Origin of the sequence: Flavivirga amylovorans, assembly GCF_030540875.1 — a bacterium.
In the GTDB taxonomy this organism is placed as follows: domain Bacteria; phylum Bacteroidota; class Bacteroidia; order Flavobacteriales; family Flavobacteriaceae; genus Flavivirga; species Flavivirga amylovorans.
On sequence record NZ_JAUOEM010000005.1, the window covers coordinates 204,088 to 224,222 of the forward strand.

Here is a 20,135-nt window from a genome sequence, read left to right on the forward strand (position 1 = left end):
ATTTTATAGGTATTTAGATAAACAAGTAATAAGAGGTTCAAAATCCTTAGATGTATTGAATAAGTGACAGGAAATTCTAATAAAATTTCCCCTGAATGACACATAGATATTTTCATTTGCTAAATCTTGCTGTAAAGCTTTAATATCTAGGTCGTTTGGTAATTCAATTCCGAATAAATGATGTGTTCTATAATTTGAATCTTCAATATGACATCCTAATTTTTCTAATGTCTCTACAGCTTCAAAAGATATAGATTTGCAATAGTTTTGTATGGCTTTAGGCGTCCATTCTAAAATTTGTTTTAAGGCAGCAATTTGCATTTTTACATAAATAAAATTTCCATTTTCACCTACGGAATAGCGATTTGCCAAAGGCTTATATTGAGATTCATAATTTGTTAAACCTGCAAAATTCTCGCTATTAAGTCTATGCATCCAACTTTCTTCTAAGGGAGAGCCGTTATCAAAATAGTCTCCATAATATGCATAAGCACAACCATAAGGTCCGAAAAGCCATTTGTAACCAGCACAAATAAGGGCGTCTGGTTGAAACTCTTTAACAGAAAATGGTAACGCACCAACAGACTGAGAACCATCTATAATTAAAAGCGCATTGTGATCTTTGGTTTTGTTTCTAATAGATTTTAAATCAAATAAAGTTCCATTAGACCAATGAATATTACCCATCGCTACGACTGCAGTTTTACTATTTATAGCATTTAAAATGGCTTCATTCCATAATAATGCACGATTGGTTTTCGTCTTTGGAGTGCTAACCGTTTTTAACGAAGCATTATATGTCTCTGCTAATTTTTGCCATGAATAGACATTGCTTGGAAATTGTTCATCTATAATTAATATTTCATCTCCAGGGTTTAATTTTATATTATTTGCAACCGTTGCAATACCATAAGAAACCGAAGGAATTGTTGCTATACGGTTATAATCTTCTGCCTCTATAAGTTGTGCAAATAGTTTTTTAAGTTCAGAAACCGGATCAAAGTAATCTGAATTTTTAATTGTATAAGGACGGTTTTTTTGTTTCAAGCCTTCTAGTCCTGCTTGATATACTGCTTTAAAAGAAGGCGATTGACTCGCTATATTAAGATACGTGGTTTCCTGAGGAATATCAAATAAATGCTTTTGATCTTGTAATAGCATAAAAGGCTTAATTATTTAATTGTTAAAGCTACAAAGTTTATTGAAAATTAATAGAAAGAAATGTGTATTAAATTATTGTTTGCCTACTTAACAGATAACAAATAGCTTTAAAAGAAAAAAGTTACCCTAAAAAGGATAACTTTAATGTATTTACAGATAAAATATTGTTTATTCAAAATAACTAAACGTTTCACCATCTTTTATATTAAGTAGTGTTTCGTATATTAATTTAATAACATTTTCTACATCATCTTTATGTACCATTTCTACAGTAGTATGCATATAACGGAGCGGTAATGAAATTAGTGCAGATGCTACACCGCCATTGCTGTAAGCAAAGGCATCTGTATCGGTTCCAGTAGCACGAGATAGGGCAGAACGTTGAAAAGGAATTTTTTTATCCTCTGCAGTTTCTGTAATTAAATCACGTAATTTTTGTTGTACAGCAGGTGCATAAGCTACAACAGGACCTTTACCAATTTCAAGATGACCTTCTTTTTTCTTTTCTATCATTGGAGTGGTCGTATCGTGAGTTACATCTGTAACTATAGCTACATTTGGTTTAATGGTATGCGAGATCATTTCTGCACCACGTAAACCAATTTCTTCTTGTACCGAATTTGTAATGTAAAGTCCAAAAGGAAGCTCTTTTTTATTTTCTTTTAGCAATCGGGCTACTTCAGCAATCATAAAACCTCCCACTCTATTATCTAAAGCACGACAAACTAGTTTATCATCATTTAAAATATGAAACTCATCAGGGTAGGTGATAACGCAGCCTACATGAATTCCCATTTTTTCAACTTCTTCTTTATCTTTTGCTCCAACATCGATAGAAATATTATCTGGTTTTGGAGCTTCTTCTTTAGTTCTGTTGCGAGTGTGTATGGCTGGCCATCCAAAAACACCTTTAACAATGCCTTTTTTGGTATGCACGTTAACTATTTTACTCGGTGCAATTTGATGATCACTACCACCATTTCTAATAACATAGATTAATCCGTTATCTGATATGTAATTTACATACCATGAGATTTCATCGGCATGGCCTTCTATAACCACTTTATATTTTGCTTTAGGATTTATGACACCTACGGCTGTGCCATAAGTATCTGTTATAAATTCATCTATGTAAGGTTTTACGTAGTCCATCCATAATTTTTGCCCATTCCATTCGTAACCTGTAGGTGCGGCATTATTTAAATACTTTTCTAAAAAGTCCATAGACTCCTTGTTAAGAATGCTCTTCTTCGTCATTTATAAAAAATTTTGCACTAAAATAATAATATAAATAGAAAAAAAATGTTTTAAACCAGGTAAATTATTAAATTTGAAGTATTGAAGCTCCGGTATTTTTGATGAACTGTTTTAAATATATATTCTTAATGTTCCCTTTTTTGCTCTTCGCTCAAGGGAATGATATTGTACAGGATTCTGCTGCCGTAGAGTATCTTATTATTAAGGGTGATTCTGTTCCCAGATTATCTATCGATTTAAGAGAAGTAAGGCTTTTACATAAGCTTAGGTTTGATGATAAGAAAGAACGTATTAGATATCTCATTCTTAGAAGAAAAACAATGAAAGTATATCCATATGCAAAAATGGCTGCTGAACGTTTAGATTCTATGAATAAACATTTAGCAACTCTTAAAAGGACTCGTGAAAAGAAACGGTACACTAAACGTATTCAAAAATATATAGAAGGCGAGTTTTCTGAAGAATTAAAAAAGCTGACTCGTACAGAGGGACAAATACTCATTAAATTAATTCACAGACAGACTGGTACCACGGCATTTAATTTAATAAAAGAACTACGTAATGGTTGGCGTGCATTTTGGTATAACACGACTGCTAGTATGTTCGATCTTTCATTAAAACGGGAATTTGATCCTGTAAATGTAAAAGAAGACTATTTAATTGAAGATATTTTACTGCGGAACTTTCAAAATGGTCGATTAGAACGTCAAAAATCAGCTATTGACTTTGATTTTTATGATTTAACAGACAAATGGTTACCCGCAACAAGGGAACCATAAACAATGCGAGATCAAACTCTTTTTGAAGAAAAACTAAATGCGACCACACACGCTATTGGTATATTCTTCGGAATTACAGCATTAATACTGCTTATTGTCTTTGATAATCAAAAAAATAATTGGAGTCTCTTTAGTATTATCGTTTATGGTATCTCCATTATTGTATTATTTACGGCATCTACATTGTATCATGCTGTAAATAAAAAGAAACAAAAGTATTATTTTAGAATTATAGACCATGTTAGTATCTACTTACTTATAGCTGGTACTTATACGCCTGTTTTATTAATTGCATTGCATGATAGTTTAGGTTGGACGCTCTTTTGGATTGTTTGGGGTATTGCAGCGTTTGGTATTGTTTTAAAGTTGTTTTTTACAGGACGCTTCGAGGTTTTTTCTACACTTCTTTATTTGGCAATGGGGTGGCTTATTGTCTTCGATTTCTCAAATTTATCCAATATTATTGGTGATGATGGTATCTTATTTCTATTTGGTGGTGGACTATTCTATACGGTAGGTATTGTTTTTTATGCAGTAGAAAAAATACCTTATAACCATGTTGTTTGGCACCTATTTGTTTTAGCAGGTGCCATTTTTCATTTTTTTATGATTTTCCTTTATGTGATTTAGCTAGAATAACTAGTTCGATTTATAGTAAATTGACAATCAACTCTTTAAGATGTTTAAAAGAAGGGATCTAGTCATTCCGAACGCTATCGAAAACAAAATATATTTTGTTTGAAGATATCAAGCGGAGCTTTCGAGGAGGAATCGCATCATGATGAGATGTCTCGTCACTCATGCTTCGTTCTGTCGACATGACAAATGACTGTATTTCAGATAATTAATTTGGTTCTTTTGAGTGTTGTTTACGTTGACTGACGTTAGAATAAATAAGCGGACCTTATCTATTTGCTTTTTATAATTTTGAAAGCACGTTTATTTTTATTTTGCTCCACATTTATAATATACATCCCTACAGATAGAGCATTGCCATGTATTGGCAGTTCATAAATTTCAGTGTCTTCAACAATAGTTATACTACCGGAGCTTATAGGTCTTCCCAGCATATCATATAATGCATAATTTACGGGGCTAGTTTGATCAATAGATGAAATTCTAAGGTTTATGCTATTAACAAAAGGATTAGGATACGCTAAGGCGTTAAATCCGTTTTCTTCAGCAATAAGATCGAAAGGATCCGTAATATTGACTTTCATTTCACTTAAAGAATAACAATCACCTCCAAAATTTGAAGTAGGCGTGATTAATACATATCGTGCTTTAGTATAATTAAAATCTGGACCTTCTTCTCCTTCGTAAGTAGATGAACCAGTTGCTTGTGTCATATTAAAAGCTCCTAAGTTTGTCCACGAAACACCATCTAATGAATAATCTAAATTGTAATCGTTAATACCGTAATTAAGATTTTTTGGTTCGTTAGCATTCCAGAATTTAGATTCTCTTAGTTCGTATTCGTATCCAAAATCATACATAATCCAATGTGTTTGTCCATATGCTGAATTTGGGTTTGGTGATGTTTCACAAGATATCCAGCTATCGTACCAGCTTGTACTATGTCTGTCTGGATAGCATTGTGCACTTATTGCAGGAGAAATAAATATAAAAGTAATTAGTATGTGTGTGTATAGTTTTTTCATCATATCATATTCATAAAGCCAATTGGAGGCGTACCAGAGTTAGTATCGTAAAAATTAGATAAGTTTGGGAAAATGGTTGTAAGATCTGAAGCAGGAACTCCAAACCATAAAGCGAGCTCCGCCATATAAAGATCGGCTGGAGTTGATGGTATTAAAACACCTTTTTTTCTAAGATCAACATCACTGCCTAATGCTAAAACAGGATAATCGCCATATATTTCTTTTCCTTGTACAGCGCCACCCATCATAAAAGCATTGCCTCCCCAAGCATGATCTGTACCGTTTCCATTTGATGTAAGGGTGCGTCCAAAATCTGATATACTAAATAATGTTACGCAGTCGGTTGTGTTTAATTCAGCCATAACACTATTAAAATATTGTAAAGCTGCATCGACTTCTGCTAATCTATTTGCTTGATTTACAAGTAATTCATCATGATGATCCCAACCACCAGCATCAACAAAAAATGTTTGTCTGGAAAAGCCTAAAGTATCTCTGCTTGCAATGGTTTTTGCTACCATTCTTAATTTTTCAGCCAGACGGTTTTCTTCAGGCATTATGGTGCTAAATTCAGGAATGCCATCTACAGCTTCTTGAAATTGTAGACCAGAATCATTCGAAGTTTTTATCGTGTTTTTATAAGTGTTTTTAAAAATATCTTGATAATCTCGATCTAACATAGAATTTATAGCCTGCGTTCTAAGACGATCATAAATATTGTCTCGTCCATAACGATCAATTCCTATACTACCACTAGTTCTTATGGCATATGGTATTATTTGATTGCCTCTTTGAAACGTATTACTTCCTCCTAATGAGACATTCATGGATATATTTTCATTGGAGTTCATGGATTGCACTAAATCTGCAATTCGACCACCCCAACCAATGTTAGTTCTTTCGTGTGGTCTTCCCGTTTGCCATTGTTGTGTCTGGTCTGAATGAGAAAATAAGCCTAAAGGGGTTTTAACAACTTTATTTTGAATATCTAATTTTGTTGAAGGTTCTATTAAAGTCCCAACATTAGAGAGAAATGCCAAATTATTACTCTCGAATAGTTGTTGCATATTTGGTATGGAAGGGTGGAGACCAAATGATCTACCATCTGATGTATTTGGGTTGATTGGTAAGATTTGATTTTGTGGGATGGCTAAGTTTGATCGGGTAGTGGCGTATTCACTATACTCATTATTTCCTCTTGGGATTAACATGTTAAAAGAATCGTTACCACCACCTAAGTTTAAGCATACTAAAGCTTTATAATCGCCACCTATAGAAATAGTAGACGAATTATTCATAGCTGTAGCAGCCATGGCTTTTAAATTTATTAATGATGAAAAAATGGTTGTGTAACCCAGTGCAGCACATGACTGCCCTAAAAATTTCCGTCTCGATATATTATTGTGTTTGTGTTTTGTCATTTTCGTTATTTTAATATAACATAATCTGGGCTTGTTAAAATTAAAAACAGTCCCATTCTTACTCGTAGATACATATAATCGATGTTTTCATTTCCTCCTTGTAAAGGTTCTATAGCATCTACTATTATGCGTTTTGTATCATCAGAAAGCTGCCCACGAGTAAATAGTTTATCTAACATATTTACAAGTACCTCACCATCTTGCGCATAATACTTTAATTTTTCAAAATCTAAAGGCGTGTCTTCAAGTCCTAATTTACGGGTATATAGCATTGAAAAATGCCTTGTATTAGTCCAAGCATTTACTTGGTTTAAATAAGCTAAACTTGAAGCAGAAGTATGTATTTCGAATTCTGGACCTTTCAAATTTGCATTTGCAAATTCAGAACTAGGAACATACTCTGGTAAATAAAAATTAAAAACACTTGGAGAACCTAAAGGCAATTGGCCAGTGGCTTTAAAAAAAGCAGTTCCTAAATTCCAGTTTAACCCACTTTTATTATCTAAATCTAATTGCCTAGTTGCATTGAAATATCTAATCATAGGTGAGATTAACTTACCGCTGTTAGGATCGTTCACCCAACTACAGCTCCTTGCTTCTTCATCTAATAAGATGGCTTTAATGACAGCTTTCATATCGCCTCGAACACCTTTGTGATTTTCAAATACACCACTAATTCTTGATATATAAGCTGGTGAAGGGTTCGATTTTACTAATTGCTGTATTAAACGTAAAGCAATAAAAGGAGGAGTGTTTTTATGATTAAATAAATTGTCTACTGCATCTTCAATGTCTTTCATCCCAGATTGTCCGCTAGGAACAACGTTTCCATTTAATAATCTTTTTTCTCCAGGTTCATGCCAGTTTTCATACATAATCATGGGGATATTTTTTCTGGCTAAGTGAAAACCAACTCCAAAATCAGGAACGACATCATATTCGTTTTCTTCAACCTCAGAAGTTCCTAATCCTGTAAATATTTTGGCAAATTCTTTTATGTCTTCATTGTCATAAGTTGGAATTATATCACCGTTTATATCTAGCTCATAACTGCCGTCTGGATTAAGTTCATATAACCCAATAGTGAATAATTGCATAATTTCTCTTGCAAAATTCTCATCAGGATGAATGTTTTCATCAGGATCACTTTTCGGGTTATTGTAATGACTTAAGTAACCACCCATCATTGGATGTAACGTTACCTCTAATAATAGGTCTCTAAAATTCCCAAAGGCGTTATCTTTTAAAACATCATAATAATCACCTAGACCTACACCATAGTCGTTTAGGTTTGAATCCCATGAGATTACAAGTATTTCACTTAATGCTAAAGCTATTCTTTGTCTTAATAAATCTTCATTTCCGATATTAGATTGCCACCATGCGTAATTAAAATGATTATTATCTGGACCATTGTAATCTTTATGGTTACCTCCATTAGCAATAAAAATAACAAGTGCCTGATTATAGATATCATCAGTCATTTGTCCCATTGATGGACTATTCATGTCAAACTGAGAATCAATCCAATCTTCAAATGGTTTTTTTGCAACAGATTTAATATAATCTAAATCAGTTCCGAAAGTAGCTTGAGCTAAAAATCGGGATGTTTCTAATAGGCGAGCATCTAAACCTTTACCGTTAACGGTGTTAGAACCACTGGCAGTTTCTCTCCAATTTGTACGACTTTGTTCACTGCTGGAACTTACGCTTATACCATTACTATGTCCTGCGCCCAAATAATCTGAATAATTTTGAGAAAAAAAGCAACTAGGGAAACATAGAAAAAAGAAAAGTAAGTGTTTTTTCATATTCGGATTTTGTCTTTATACTTTTCAAATTACGTTGTTTTTTTTAAGTTGGACTTTCAAAACGGCGATTTGAGCAGTTAAAATACGTTGTTTTTCGACGAACGGTACTTTTAAGAGGTATTTATATGCTGTTAACTCCGCTTTTATTGTTTAATTTGAATTGTTAATTCAAAGTTTTATATGATAGAGATTATTGTTGCAGATACAACAAATAGTTACTTGCAAATCGCAAAACTAGCAGATGTTATTTGGAGAGAACATTATATTCCTATAGTTGGAAAACCACAGATAGATTATATGTTAGAAAAATACCAATCTGCAATTGCTATTGAAGGGCAAGTAGAAAATGGGTTTGAGTATTTTTTAATGACTTATGATGAAATACCAGTTGGTTATATTTCGATAAAGAAAGAAGATGAATCATTATTTTTAAGTAAGATATATGTTTTAAATACTTATAGAGGAAAGAAAATTGGAAAAACGGCGATGTTGTTTGTTGAAGAAAAAACAAAAAGTTACCAATTAAAAAATATAAGACTCACAGTAAATATAAATAATACAAATGCTATAAAAGCTTATGAGTGGTTGGGGTTTATTAATGTAGGCCCTTTAGTTACAGATATAGGAAATGGCTTTGTGATGGATGATTACCAAATGGTAAAAAAGATATAATTAGCCTTCAATCACATCTTTATATGCTTCAAAAAAAGCTTCGAATAAACGCATCTCTTTATTGAAGAATTCCATGACATATCGCCATGAATTTTTATTATGAATAGATACTTTTTGCTCTAAAGGCACATAAATTCTGGAAATTTCCTTTTCGTTATCTAAAAAATATTCTTCATCAAAAACGGCATTGGGTAAAAAATCATCTAAAAGAATGGCTTTTAAAGTTAGAAGTTTTTCCCAGTATTTTATTCTATTTTCAAGATCGCCCTCTAAGTCTAGGGTCACTAAAGCCTTTTTGTTGTCAAAATGAAACTTAAAACTTAAACCTTTTAGTTTTGTATTGTATAAAATCCATTTTCGCGGAAACGATTTTCCAAAGCTAGTCCAAAACTCTTGTCGTAATTGTCGTGATTCTTCTTTGCTAAACATTATATTAAATAAGCTATTCCTACACCTAAAATAATGGCAATAAATTTTGATAAATTGAATTTATGTCCATCTCCACTTTCAAACAGGATCGTGGTAGAAATATGGAAAAATATACCAATAACTATGGCGTTAATAACATGAGCAAAGCTGGCAATTGTTTCAGAAGTATGTGAAATAATAGTGCCTAAAGGTGTCATGCAGGCAAAAATGGTTAAAAAGAGGCCAATCTGTATTTTACTGTAGTTAGACTGAAATAAAAACATACTAATTAAAGTTGCAATTGGTATTTTATGTATTAACACACCATAAACCATATCGTTATGCTCATGTATAGCAAACCCTTCTAAAAAGCTATGAATGCATAAACTAATAAATAGTAGCCAAGGAAAAACGGTTTCGTTCTTATGGATATGTACATGCCCATGTTCTGCTCCTTTAGAAAACAATTCTAAAATAATTTGCAGTAAAATGCCGCACATAATATATAGTCCAGTTAGTTTGGTATCTAAATGATTATACACCTCTGGTAATAATTCAAAAAGTGTTAAGGCTAATAAAAAAGCACCACTAAAAGAGAGTAGGAGTTTGGTGTTCCAAGATTTTTTTGTTTTGGTAAAACTAGCTATAAGCACACCTAAAATAACAGCGTAAAAAGGTAAAAGATAATTGTTCATGTATATTAAATACTCAAAAAAAGTGGTTTAAATAGTAATTATTGGCTATTTAAAAATCATTACTAAACGTTCGGATGTTTTCGCATTAAACTTACGCAATTTATAATCTCCAAAAACATCTAACAAATGTACGTCAGCTTTTTTAAATAGTTTTTGAAAATCATCTAGGGTAAATGCTCTTACTCGTTCTTGAAAATTATAATTTTCATCATCAACAGTAAATGAAATATCTTTTACAATATAACCATCTTCTACATATCGTTTTAAATTAAAATGGATACCATCCACTGTTTTAAATTCTTCAGGCACTAAATTATCAATTACAAATTCGCTGTTCATAAAATCAATGACTCCAAAACCAAAATCATTCAAATTAGCTTTTATTGCTTTAATGGTGTTTAGGTTATTTTCATCTTTATCAAAATACCCAAAACTGGTAAACAAATTAAAAACAGCATCAAATTGCTTATTGTAAGGTTTACACATATCATGAACCTCAAAATGTAAGGTGTCATTTTCAAATTGCTTAGCGTGTTTAATACTATTCTCACTTAAATCGACACCTGTTACATGGTATCCTAAAGTATTTAAGTATACTGCATGTCTTCCTTTTCCACAAGCTAAATCTAAAATAGTTCCAGGCTCAGGAATGTTTAAATAATGAGTTAGGGTATCCATAAATGCTTGCGCTTCGGTGTCATCCCTATCTTTGTATAAAATGTGGTAAAATGGTGTGTCAAACCAAGAAGTAAACCAATCTGTTGTATTTGTTATCATAGTATTTGTTGGTGGTTTCTCATATTTTTAATAATACAAGAGCTGTTTTATTCTTAGCGTACTATTTTAGTAAATAATAAACTCATGAATATAAAAAATAGCTATATCTTTTCTATTTAAAAAAGGTATAGCGGTTCCCTTAATCTAATTCTTATTAACATTAATTTAACACAAAATTACGCTATTTTTGCAAGCTAATAAAGTGTATCTAGTAAGTAGTAGGAAAAAATGGAAGAAAATTTCACAATGGTGGCCAAAACTTTATTTGGTTTTGAAGAATTATTAGCAAATGAACTTACTAAACTTGGAGCACAAGATGTAAAAAAGGGTGTTCGGAATGTTAGTTTTTCTGGTGATAAAGGATTTATGTACAAAGCTAATTTAGGTTTACGTACGGCTGTTAAAATCTTAAAACCCATTCATTCATTTATTGTTAATAGCGAGAAAGATTTATATGATAAAATCTATGCTATGGATTGGGAGCCTTATTTAAAATCTACTGGAACTTTGGCGGTTGATGCTACTATTCATTCTGATTTGTTTACCCACTCGTTATATATTGCTCAAAAAACGAAAGATGCTATTGTAGATAAATTTCGTGATACTACAGGGCAGCGACCTAATGTTGATTTAAAATTTCCTGATTTAAAAATTAATGTACATATTGATAGACGTCAATGTACCATATCTTTAGATTCTTCTGGGGATTCTCTGCATAAGCGAGGTTATAAAACAGCCACTAATATTGCTCCTATAAATGAAGTATTGGCTGCAGGATTGATTATGCTGTCGGGCTGGGATGGACAAACCGATTTTATGGATCCGATGTGCGGTAGTGGTACGATGTTAATTGAAGCTGCTATGATAGCTTGTAATATTCCACCCAATTTGATGCGTAAAGAATTTGCTTTTGAACGTTGGCAAGATTGGGATGTTGATTTATTTGAAAAAATAGAAGAATCACTTCTTAAGAAAACAAGGGACTTTCATCATAAAATAATTGGATATGATAAAGCACCAAGTGCCGTTGCTAAAACGAAAGACAATGTAAAAAATGCACAACTAGAAGATTTTATTGAGGTTAAACATGAAGATTTCTTTAAAACTCAAAAAGGTGGTGAAGAGAAATTGCATATGGTATTTAATCCACCGTACGGTGAGCGTTTAAACATCGATATGGAACAATTTTATAAAGATATTGGCGATACTTTAAAACAAAATTACCCAGGTACTGATGCTTGGTTTATTACGAGTAACCTTGATGCTCTTAAGCATGTAGGTTTACGACCTTCACGAAAAATACAGTTATTTAATGCCAAGCTAGAATCGCGTTTGGTTAAATATGTGATGTATGAAGGGAGCAAGAAGGGTAAGTATATGAAGTAACTAATTTCTACGAAGGTAGAAATCTGTCTGTTATGACCAGAAATAAATATAAATATGCTCTGTTTTTATTGTTGTTCGAGCCATAAGTCTGCGCTATTGAGTAGCAGAATATTTATTTCTAAACAACTTTTTATTTAGCTTGTTCTAGCATTAATAATCAAATTTACCTATTGTTAAATAAAAAATATAATTATAAGTAAATTTGTGAATGCTTTGGTAGAAAACCATAACTAGTGAAGTTATTCTATTCTGATAGCTCGGATTTAAGGTACAAAGCCCACGTTCAGACTGATATCACAGTCTTAACTTAATGATATTGTGCTTGTGGGATCAAGACTTAGTGCGATAAATGAGCATCTTCTATTCGATTTATGATTCAGCTTAATACGAGTATTCTACTTTTATTTTTTTCTACATAAACGCCATATTTTTTCATGCATTAACTTGGTAACTGATTTTTTTCGGTCAATTTTGTCACACTTCGTATTTTTAAATGGTCTAATTAGTATAGCGTATGAATGATAAGCTTAAAATATTAGTTGAAAAGGCAAATTCAGGAGATAAAAAATCACTTGAAAAAGTTGTTATTGAGATAAAAGATTTGGTTTATAATCTCGCTCTCAAAATGTTACTTATTCCAGAAGAAGCAAAAGATGCTACCCAAGAAATATTAATAAAGGTCATAACACATTTAGGTACTTTCAATTATAAAAGCCAGTTTAAGACTTGGGTTTATAGGGTTGCTACCAATTATTTGTTAACTCATAAAGAAAAAAAGTCTTTGGTTTTTTCAATGTCTTTTGATGAATACTCTATTTTAATAGACTCATGTCAGTCTGATGTCGTTCATTATACACAAAATGAGGGAGAACTTTCCCTATTAGAAGAAGAAGTAAAGGTTAGTTGCACCCAAGGCTTGCTAATGTGTTTGAATTCGGTGGATAGAATGGTCTATGTGTTATCCGAAATTCTAGAGTTCGATAGTATAGAAGGCGCTAAAATACTTGATATAACGCCTGAAAATTTTAGAAAAAAATTATCAAGGGCGAGAGCTAAAATCCGTAATTTTTTAAATAATAAATGCGGATTGGTAAATTCAAATAATCCATGTAGGTGTAGTAAAAAGATTGATTTTTTAATAAATCAAGATATTATTAATCCCAAAGAATTAAGGTTTGCTCAACATAGTAAAAGGAGTATCGATTTGATTTCAAAAATTAAGCTTTTAGAAGATACGGTTTCTGTATATCAAACGGTTCCTAATTTTAAAACACCAGAAGCTATAATAAAAGAAATACAGAAAGTAATACATGCAGTAAATTTTTAAACATGATAGAAACTATAAATAAATATATTGAAGTATGGAACACTCAAACAACTGAAAAACTTCAAGATATTTTTACAAAAACTGCTTTTTACAAAGATGCGCTTCAAAATGGGAATGCAATAGATATTATGATAGTAGTCAATTTTCAATACAATTAGGATTATGATAAAACCAAAGATTGTTGATATTCCTGAAAAAATGGAAAAATTTTTCGGAGGAAAAGGAAAAATGCTTCATCCTGAAATAAGTATGATAGAAGCGTTAATGCGCATAATTCCATTAGGAAGAATTGCAACTATTGATACGCTTGCAAAGAAAATGGCTAAAGATTTTGGAGTAGATGTTACTTGCCCGATGCGAACAGCAAATGGGATAAAGAAAATAACAGAAATGTTATCAGAAGAAAAATCTAACAATAAGATTCCTTACTGGCGTGTTGTGAAAAAGAATAGAGAAATCATCAATTCCAAATACGTTGAAGTATGTGCCTCAAAATTAGAAGATGAAGGGTTTAAACTTTCTTATCCGAAATCATCGGGAAATATAAAAGTAAACTTTAGTACAGAAGAATTATTTACGTTTTAGTTTTGTAGGTGCTTTTAATCATCATAAAATTAGATTCAAATAATAATTAGTATGGCTAACTTAGTATCATATTTTTATATGAATATTTTAAACATCAAGAACGTTTACAATATCTTTGATAAATGTCATCGTTTCGGTTTCGATGTGCCGGTTTAGAGCATCAAAATCATTGAAGTTAGGATGTTCTATTAATATATGTTCAACAATTGAAAACCCTTCGAGAGTAGCGGGTATGTGATACTTATTCCAATCACTGTCTTTAAACATCTGCCAATATTCTTTTTGGATTTGTCTGTTTTGTCCAGCCAAACAAATTTCAAATAGCATTTTTATATGGTCAAAAATAATCACAATTTTTAGTTTTTGGCTTTTCAATGAAGTTGGAGTAAAAGGAAAGTATGAATAGTCCACATTTCCTTGGTAAACCTGTCCTACTTTATAGTCAATAGGATATGTTTTTGCAAAATGAGTTCTTAGCTTTTTTATATAGTTTAATGATATTTTATAATTTTCTAGTGTGATGTTATCCATACTTATATATTTTACTTTCAAACATAATTAAAAACTTTATATTTTGTAAGAAATAATATTTTTTGTTTTGAGCTTCTTCTTCTTTTAATTTATTGAGGCGTTTTATTTAAGAATTGTATATTTAGTTAAATTATTTTAAATACATTTTATGTTCAAAATTCAAAAACTTTTCATGCTTTGTACTTTAATTTTTATGTTCACAGGATGCGAAGTAACTCAAAAAAACAAGTTAAAGGCTTTAATTATTGATGGTCAAAATAATCATGGCGTATGGCCAAAGACAACAATAATGATGAAAAGGTATTTGGAAGAAACAAGACTGTTTGATGTAGATATACAGCGTACCACTTATATGTGGCAGGGACCTCACTTTAATAAAATGGAGGGTATTGAAAACATTGAAGCATTACTAGATATGTATCCAATAGATGATATAAAGCGAACCGCTCTTGAAGAACCAAAACCAGACCCTCAATTTAGTCCAAATTTTAAAGATTATGATGTTGTTATATCAAATTTTGGTTGGAAAACAGCTAATTGGAGTGATACTACTAAAAAGAATTTTGAAGATTACATGATTAATGGTGGTGGATTTGTATTGATACATGCTGCAAATAATGCTTGGGGAGATTGGGAAGAATATAATAAAATTATAGCACTAGGAGGCTGGGGTGGTAGATCGACAGAAAGTGGCCCTTATGTGTATTATGATATTGATAATACATTAAGACATGATACTTCTGAGGGACCTTGTGCAAGTCATGGACCTCAGTTAGAATATCAACTAAAAACACGTGCGCCAGAGCATCCTATTATGAAGGGACTTCCAGACACATGGTTACACTCTAAAGATGAATTATACGAGCGTTTACGTGGACCAGCCAAAAACATGACCGTTCTAGCGACTGCATTTTCTGGAGAAGAAGCTGATTCTACGAAAGAAAATAAAAATGAAGGACGAACAGGTAGGCATGAACCACTATTAATGGCTGTTGAATATGGTAAAGGCAGAATATTTCATTCAGCCTTAGGACATATGGATTATTCTATGGAGTGTGTTGGATTTATAACAACACTGCAACGAGGTGCAGAATGGGCAGCTACAGGAAATGTCACTCAAAATGTTCCTAATGATTTTCCTACCAAGGACGGAAAGAGTATTAGAAAATTTGAGAAATAGATTTTAACCCAACTATGGGGTATAACTTATAGTATGCAGTAATTGATGAGAATATATTGTTTGTTTCGGAATAGGTTAAAGTTATTTATCTTTTTTGAAAAGAGGGATACGATAAGATAGTGTGTAACCGTACCCAGCACCAATACCACTACTGTCAAAGGTTTTATTGAAACCAGGGATGTAAACATTTTCAAAGCCGTCTGGGACCGTTTCACTAGCTAATATTTTAAGCTGTACGTTGAGTCCCATATACAAATTATTAAACAATTCTACTTTTATGCCTAAAATAACTTCTGCCCAAAATGCCGTTAAGTTACTAAATTCTTGCTTCTCAGTTGATGAAAATTGAGGCGCCCAGAATTGGTCTGTACTATAAACCGTGAAACTATTTAAATCGTGACTAAAAGAGCTTGCTCCAATACGAAAACCAGAGTAAATCATGTTATCCATATTCAACCAGTTTTGATACATGTTATAGTCTATACCAGCTTTTATGTAAGAACCTTTAGTGGTAACGTCTAAATAGTCATTAACAGTGTTTTTTTCTTCAATTCCAATCTCCCCAGCAATATATAGGCGCTTTTTAAGTCTGAAATCAGCTGAAATTTCAAATCCAGTATATTCATCATCTACAAATGAGCGGACAATTTTCCCAACATCTCCACCTACACGTAGACCATACTTCAACTTTACTTTTATGGAGTCTTTTGGAGTACTAACTATGCTATCATTTTGTGCATTTACAGATGAACAAAAAAGAAATAAGCATATAATACTACTAATGAGACATTGTAAAATGCGGTGTTGTTTCATCTTCTACAGATTGGTTATCGGTTAGGGGTTGTCTGGATGTTAACCATCGATTTGCTATATCAGGATCCAGATTTAGTGTTACATTTTTGAAAATAGTTTTATAACCACAAGCTCTGGATACATAAACTTCCTCACGGCTATAATTTATAGTAATAAGATCTTGATTACCATCAATATAATCATCAGAGGTGTCATCTTCAGTACCAGCGTCATTAATTTCTGCTTCTTTTATAAGGACATATTGTGTCGAGTTTTCAGTTGTTTTTAGAGGTAAAAGAAGGCTGTCTATCCTAGCTCTAAAATTGTAATCGGGTAAAATAAATTCATTGTTAACACTTACAACACCTGTAAATTCATCAGTAACACCAACAATAACTAAGTCAAAAACATTCTTTTTGTTATCTGAATTAGCTACGTCTAAAAGATCAATCTTTAATCTTGGGGTCGTGGGGGTGCTGTCTGGGCAAATATCATCGCGTTCACAACTAAAATAATAAAGCGCTATGATTGCAATTAGTATTAGACTTGTTTTTCTCATTAATCTTTTTTGTATACGTTATTTTATTATTCGTTAAATAAAAACTCCTTAATATACTTAACGTATGTATTATTTATCAATTTTTTTCCTGACTAATATATAATCATTTTTAGAAATTATTAATCGATTTAACAACATATTTATCGCTTTTCAAGCAGTACGACATTTTCAACATGAAATGTCTGTGGGAACATATCTACTGCTTGTGTTTTTGTTACTTTGTACGTCGCATCCATCAACGCTAAATCTCTTGCTTGAGTAGCACTGTTACAACTTACATAAACAACCTTTTCGGGTGAAATATTCAATATTTGTTGTACCACGTCTTTATGCATTCCATCGCGAGGAGGATCTGTTATAATAACATCTGGTTGGCCATGTGTTTCAATAAATACATCATTAAAAACCTGTTTCATATCTCCAACATAGAATTCAACGTTATTTATATTATTTAATTGTGCATTTTCTTTTGCAGCAATTATAGCATCTGGGACAGATTCTACACCAATAACCTTACTCGCTTTTTTTGCAACGAACTGTGCTATGGTTCCAGTACCAGTGTATAAATCGTAAACCAACTCGTTACCCGTTAGTTTTGCAAAATCTCTTGTGATTTTGTATAACTCAAACGCTTGGTCTGAGTTTGTTTGATAAAATGACTTCGCATTAATCTTAAATTTCAAGCCTTCCATTTCTTCAAAAATATGATCTGCTCCTTTGTAGCAAATGACTTCTTGATCGTATATAGTATCGTTTGCTTTGCCATTAATAACATATTGTAAAGACGTTATTTGTGGAAATGTATCAGCAATAAAATCTAATAGTAATTCACGTTTAGCTTTATCTTCTTTAAAAAACTGAACCAATAGCATAATATCACCAGTACTGGATGTACGAATCATCATGGTTCTTAAAAGTCCTGTTTGATTTCGAGTATTGAAAAATTCTAACTCATTTTCAATGGCAAATTGTTTAACCGCGTTCCTAACAGCGTTAGATGGATCTGCCTGTAAGTGACATTTTTTTAGATCTAAAATTTTATCCCACATGCCTGGAATATGAAATCCTAATGCATTTCTATCTCCTAAATCTTCATCAGATTGTACTTCTTCTATAGTTAACCAACGGCTGTCACTAAAAGAAAACTCCATTTTATTTCTATAGAAGTATTGATTTGAAGCCCCTAAGATAGGAGTCACTTCAGGGAGTTCAATATGTCCTATACGTGTTAAGTTGTTGGTAACCTCTTTTTGTTTATAAAATAATTGATGATCGTAAGCCATATTTTGCCATTTACAACCACCACAAGTACCAAAATGTTCGCATTCTGGTTCTGTTCTTTTATCCGATAACTTATGAAACGCTATGGCTTTACCTTCATAATAAGCTTTACGTTTTTTAAAAGTTTGCACATCAATAATATCACCAGGAACGGCATTGGGGAGAAAGATTACCTTTCCATCTGGTGCTTTGGCTATTGTTTTTCCTTTTGCACCAGCATCAATAACTTCTACTTGCTCAAAAATTTGTTTTTTTGCTTTTCTTCTAGACATGCTGCAAAAATAATAATAGCAACAAATAAATGTCGCTTTATTTCTATTAACTTTAAAGGAAATTCATTTCTCCTTAAAATAAAATGAACCTTTTATGATTTTTACTGTCTTTATAATATGAAAGTTTTAAATATACATAAACGAATCATTAATCAGTCAAAGCAGGAGGTCTATAAATTACTTAGAAATTTATCAACTAAAGGTGATAAAATTTGGCCTTATGAAAAATGGCCAGCGATTCGTTTTAAAAGCGGATTAAAAGTAGGGTCAAAAGGGGGGCATGGTCCTATAAGGTATACTGTAGCTAGTGCCAATTATATTGATGGAATGGTATTTAAATTTACTAATAAAGGTTTTAATGGAACTCATGAGTTTAAAATTAATGAATTAAATAATTCAAAGGTTGAGATCATTCATAGTATTAAAATGAAAACTTCTGGAATTGCTGTTTATTATTGGTTATTCATAATAAGGTGGTTACATGATGCTTTAATTGAAGATGCTTTTGATAAATTAGAAAATCAATTTTCAGCAAAAAAAAAAGAAACAACCTATACTTTTTGGGTTAAGTTTTTAAGAATGATTACGTACAAGAAAAGTAAAAAGTTTCATAAACGATATCTAATTGAAGAAAGATAAAACAATAGATGCGTTGCTGGTAAAGCAATACCTTTCTGGAAATACTAATGCCCTTACAGAGTTAGTTAAAAGGTGGCATAAATTATTTTGTAAAAAAGCGTATTGGTTGGTAAAAGATGCTGATGTAGCTAAGGACATTGCACAAGATTGCTGGAAAACGATTATAGATAAAATAGATAAGTTGCAAGATCCAGAAAGTTTTGGAGCTTGGAGTTTACGGATTGTATATATTAAATCTGTAGATAGACTTAATGCTAATAAGCGGGCAAGACAGTCCTTAGAAGATTATAAATATGAGCAGGAAACTATAATTGATATTGATGATGGAGATGAATTATTAAAGAAAACACTTTTAAAAGCTATTAAACAATTACCAGAACATCAACAAACGGTTATTCAATTGTTTTATGTTAGTGACTATTCGTTAAAAGATATTAGTGCCGCTTTGAATATATCTGTTGGAACAGCTAAATCAAGATTATTTCATGCCAGAGAAAAATTAAAAGAAAGATTAAAATATAAACAATAAAAAGAAAGAAATGAAAAATAATATTGAAGACATCGACAAATTAATTAAAGAAACTTTAACTCAGGAAGAAGCAAAGTTTTATGATGAACTGGAAGAGCAAAATGTACTTCAAATGGTTTGGGGATTATTCCAAGGAAAAAATAAATGGATTATGTATTTAATGAATCTAATGACCTTGGTATTCTTTGGACTCTTTGTGTATTGTACCATACAATTCTTTAATTCGGATATTACAAATGAAATGATTAAATGGGGTATGGGAAGTATTGTATTTATGCTTGGTGTAAGCATGCTAAAGATTTTTGCTTGGATGCAGATGGATAAAAATGCATTAATACGGGAATTAAAGCGATTAGAGTTGCAGGTTTCTTCGTTATCTGGAAAAATGTAGTAATTAAGATTTTAAAACACG

General features: G+C 31.9%; 23 protein-coding genes. 11 read left to right on the forward strand and 12 right to left on the reverse strand.

Translation table 11 applies throughout. The features are described 5' to 3' along the window. Nucleotides 1-3: 3 nt before the first annotated feature. Nucleotides 4-1,161 (reverse strand): aminotransferase class V-fold PLP-dependent enzyme, encoded by a 1,158-nt coding sequence (locus Q4Q39_RS15090; protein ID WP_303283387.1) that lies wholly within the window; start codon nt 1,159-1,161, stop codon nt 4-6. Between the two features lie 168 nt (nt 1,162-1,329). After that, nucleotides 1,330-2,418, reverse strand: a complete 1,089-nt coding sequence (locus Q4Q39_RS15095) for a M42 family metallopeptidase (protein WP_303283388.1) — start codon at nt 2,416-2,418, stop codon at nt 1,330-1,332. A 128-nt stretch (nt 2,419-2,546) separates the two neighbouring features. Here Q4Q39_RS15095 and Q4Q39_RS15100 point away from each other — a divergent pair, with 128 nt between their 5' ends. After that, the gene (locus Q4Q39_RS15100) at nt 2,547-3,197 is read left to right on the forward strand and encodes a DUF4294 domain-containing protein (protein ID WP_303283389.1); all 651 of its coding nucleotides are present in this window, start codon (nt 2,547-2,549) and stop codon (nt 3,195-3,197) included. Nucleotides 3,198-3,200: 3 nt separating this feature from the next. After that, on the forward strand, nt 3,201-3,827 hold the full coding sequence (gene trhA / locus Q4Q39_RS15105; protein WP_303283390.1) for a PAQR family membrane homeostasis protein TrhA: 627 nt from the start codon (nt 3,201-3,203) through the stop codon (nt 3,825-3,827). A 278-nt stretch (nt 3,828-4,105) separates the two neighbouring features. On the opposite strand, the gene Q4Q39_RS15110 is transcribed toward trhA, so the two are convergent. Genes Q4Q39_RS15110 through Q4Q39_RS15120 form a run of 3 tightly spaced genes read right to left on the reverse strand, consistent with a single transcriptional unit; the run spans nt 4,106 to nt 8,090 of the window. Then, nucleotides 4,106-4,861, reverse strand: a complete 756-nt coding sequence (locus Q4Q39_RS15110; protein ID WP_303283391.1) for a discoidin domain-containing protein — start codon at nt 4,859-4,861, stop codon at nt 4,106-4,108. Next, on the reverse strand, nt 4,858-6,279 hold the full coding sequence (locus tag Q4Q39_RS15115) for a DUF1501 domain-containing protein (protein WP_303283392.1): 1,422 nt from the start codon (nt 6,277-6,279) through the stop codon (nt 4,858-4,860). The genes Q4Q39_RS15110 and Q4Q39_RS15115 overlap by 4 nt, the downstream gene beginning before the upstream one ends. Before the next feature lie 5 nt (nt 6,280-6,284). Further along, nucleotides 6,285-8,090 carry a DUF1800 domain-containing protein gene (locus tag Q4Q39_RS15120; protein WP_303283393.1) on the reverse strand — a complete coding sequence of 602 codons (1,806 nt, stop codon included), beginning with the start codon at nt 8,088-8,090 and terminating at the stop codon, nt 6,285-6,287. 180 nt (nt 8,091-8,270) lie between these two features. Here Q4Q39_RS15120 and Q4Q39_RS15125 point away from each other — a divergent pair, with 180 nt between their 5' ends. After that, nucleotides 8,271-8,762 (forward strand): GNAT family N-acetyltransferase, encoded by a 492-nt coding sequence (locus Q4Q39_RS15125; RefSeq protein WP_303283394.1) that lies wholly within the window; start codon nt 8,271-8,273, stop codon nt 8,760-8,762. Here Q4Q39_RS15125 and Q4Q39_RS15130 read toward each other — a convergent pair whose 3' ends face one another. Genes Q4Q39_RS15130 through Q4Q39_RS15140 form a run of 3 tightly spaced genes read right to left on the reverse strand, consistent with a single transcriptional unit; the run spans nt 8,763 to nt 10,642 of the window. Continuing rightward, the gene (locus Q4Q39_RS15130; protein WP_303283395.1) at nt 8,763-9,191 is read right to left on the reverse strand and encodes a DUF4268 domain-containing protein; all 429 of its coding nucleotides are present in this window, start codon (nt 9,189-9,191) and stop codon (nt 8,763-8,765) included. Next, nucleotides 9,191-9,865, reverse strand: a complete 675-nt coding sequence (locus Q4Q39_RS15135; protein ID WP_303283396.1) for a ZIP family metal transporter — start codon at nt 9,863-9,865, stop codon at nt 9,191-9,193. The genes Q4Q39_RS15130 and Q4Q39_RS15135 overlap by 1 nt, the downstream gene beginning before the upstream one ends. A gap of 45 nt (nt 9,866-9,910) precedes the next feature. Continuing rightward, on the reverse strand, nt 9,911-10,642 hold the full coding sequence (locus Q4Q39_RS15140) for a class I SAM-dependent methyltransferase (RefSeq protein ID WP_303283397.1): 732 nt from the start codon (nt 10,640-10,642) through the stop codon (nt 9,911-9,913). Between the two features lie 228 nt (nt 10,643-10,870). Here Q4Q39_RS15140 and Q4Q39_RS15145 point away from each other — a divergent pair, with 228 nt between their 5' ends. From Q4Q39_RS15145 to Q4Q39_RS15160, 4 genes are all read left to right on the forward strand, one after another. Then, the gene (locus tag Q4Q39_RS15145; RefSeq protein WP_303283398.1) at nt 10,871-12,028 is read left to right on the forward strand and encodes a THUMP domain-containing class I SAM-dependent RNA methyltransferase; all 1,158 of its coding nucleotides are present in this window, start codon (nt 10,871-10,873) and stop codon (nt 12,026-12,028) included. Between the two features lie 514 nt (nt 12,029-12,542). Then, nucleotides 12,543-13,355, forward strand: a complete 813-nt coding sequence (locus Q4Q39_RS15150) for an RNA polymerase sigma factor (RefSeq protein ID WP_303283399.1) — start codon at nt 12,543-12,545, stop codon at nt 13,353-13,355. 2 nt (nt 13,356-13,357) lie between these two features. Further along, nucleotides 13,358-13,513, forward strand: a complete 156-nt coding sequence (locus Q4Q39_RS15155; RefSeq protein WP_303283400.1) for a hypothetical protein — start codon at nt 13,358-13,360, stop codon at nt 13,511-13,513. A 4-nt stretch (nt 13,514-13,517) separates the two neighbouring features. Then, nucleotides 13,518-13,940: an MGMT family protein gene (locus tag Q4Q39_RS15160; RefSeq protein ID WP_303283401.1), complete on the forward strand. Its 423-nt coding sequence runs from the start codon at nt 13,518-13,520 to the stop codon at nt 13,938-13,940. 87 nt (nt 13,941-14,027) lie between these two features. Here the strand turns inward: Q4Q39_RS15160 and Q4Q39_RS15165 are convergent, their stop codons facing one another. After that, nucleotides 14,028-14,471 carry a DUF7000 family protein gene (locus Q4Q39_RS15165; protein ID WP_303283402.1) on the reverse strand — a complete coding sequence of 148 codons (444 nt, stop codon included), beginning with the start codon at nt 14,469-14,471 and terminating at the stop codon, nt 14,028-14,030. A gap of 172 nt (nt 14,472-14,643) precedes the next feature. Here Q4Q39_RS15165 and Q4Q39_RS15170 point away from each other — a divergent pair, with 172 nt between their 5' ends. Next, nucleotides 14,644-15,651 (forward strand): ThuA domain-containing protein, encoded by a 1,008-nt coding sequence (locus Q4Q39_RS15170; RefSeq protein WP_303283403.1) that lies wholly within the window; start codon nt 14,644-14,646, stop codon nt 15,649-15,651. Nucleotides 15,652-15,732: 81 nt separating this feature from the next. Here the strand turns inward: Q4Q39_RS15170 and Q4Q39_RS15175 are convergent, their stop codons facing one another. The 3 genes from Q4Q39_RS15175 to rlmD form a co-directional block, all read right to left on the reverse strand. Next, nucleotides 15,733-16,464 (reverse strand): DUF6048 family protein, encoded by a 732-nt coding sequence (locus Q4Q39_RS15175; RefSeq protein ID WP_303283404.1) that lies wholly within the window; start codon nt 16,462-16,464, stop codon nt 15,733-15,735. Further along, nucleotides 16,430-17,002: a DUF6452 family protein gene (locus Q4Q39_RS15180; protein ID WP_303283405.1), complete on the reverse strand. Its 573-nt coding sequence runs from the start codon at nt 17,000-17,002 to the stop codon at nt 16,430-16,432. The genes Q4Q39_RS15175 and Q4Q39_RS15180 overlap by 35 nt, the downstream gene beginning before the upstream one ends. Nucleotides 17,003-17,142: 140 nt before the next feature. Next, the gene (gene rlmD, locus Q4Q39_RS15185; RefSeq protein WP_303283406.1) at nt 17,143-18,555 is read right to left on the reverse strand and encodes a 23S rRNA (uracil(1939)-C(5))-methyltransferase RlmD; all 1,413 of its coding nucleotides are present in this window, start codon (nt 18,553-18,555) and stop codon (nt 17,143-17,145) included. Nucleotides 18,556-18,672: 117 nt separating this feature from the next. Here rlmD and Q4Q39_RS15190 point away from each other — a divergent pair, with 117 nt between their 5' ends. From Q4Q39_RS15190 to Q4Q39_RS15200, 3 genes are read left to right on the forward strand one after another with little or no spacing between them, the layout of a single operon-like run. Continuing rightward, nucleotides 18,673-19,194 carry a hypothetical protein gene (locus tag Q4Q39_RS15190; protein WP_303283407.1) on the forward strand — a complete coding sequence of 174 codons (522 nt, stop codon included), beginning with the start codon at nt 18,673-18,675 and terminating at the stop codon, nt 19,192-19,194. Beyond that, nucleotides 19,181-19,723 (forward strand): RNA polymerase sigma factor, encoded by a 543-nt coding sequence (locus Q4Q39_RS15195; RefSeq protein WP_303283408.1) that lies wholly within the window; start codon nt 19,181-19,183, stop codon nt 19,721-19,723. Before Q4Q39_RS15190 ends, Q4Q39_RS15195 begins: the two co-directional genes overlap by 14 nt. Nucleotides 19,724-19,733: 10 nt before the next feature. After that, complete coding sequence (locus tag Q4Q39_RS15200) at nt 19,734-20,114, forward strand: DUF6768 family protein (RefSeq protein WP_303283409.1); 381 nt, start codon at nt 19,734-19,736, stop codon at nt 20,112-20,114. Nucleotides 20,115-20,135: the final 21 nt, after the last annotated feature.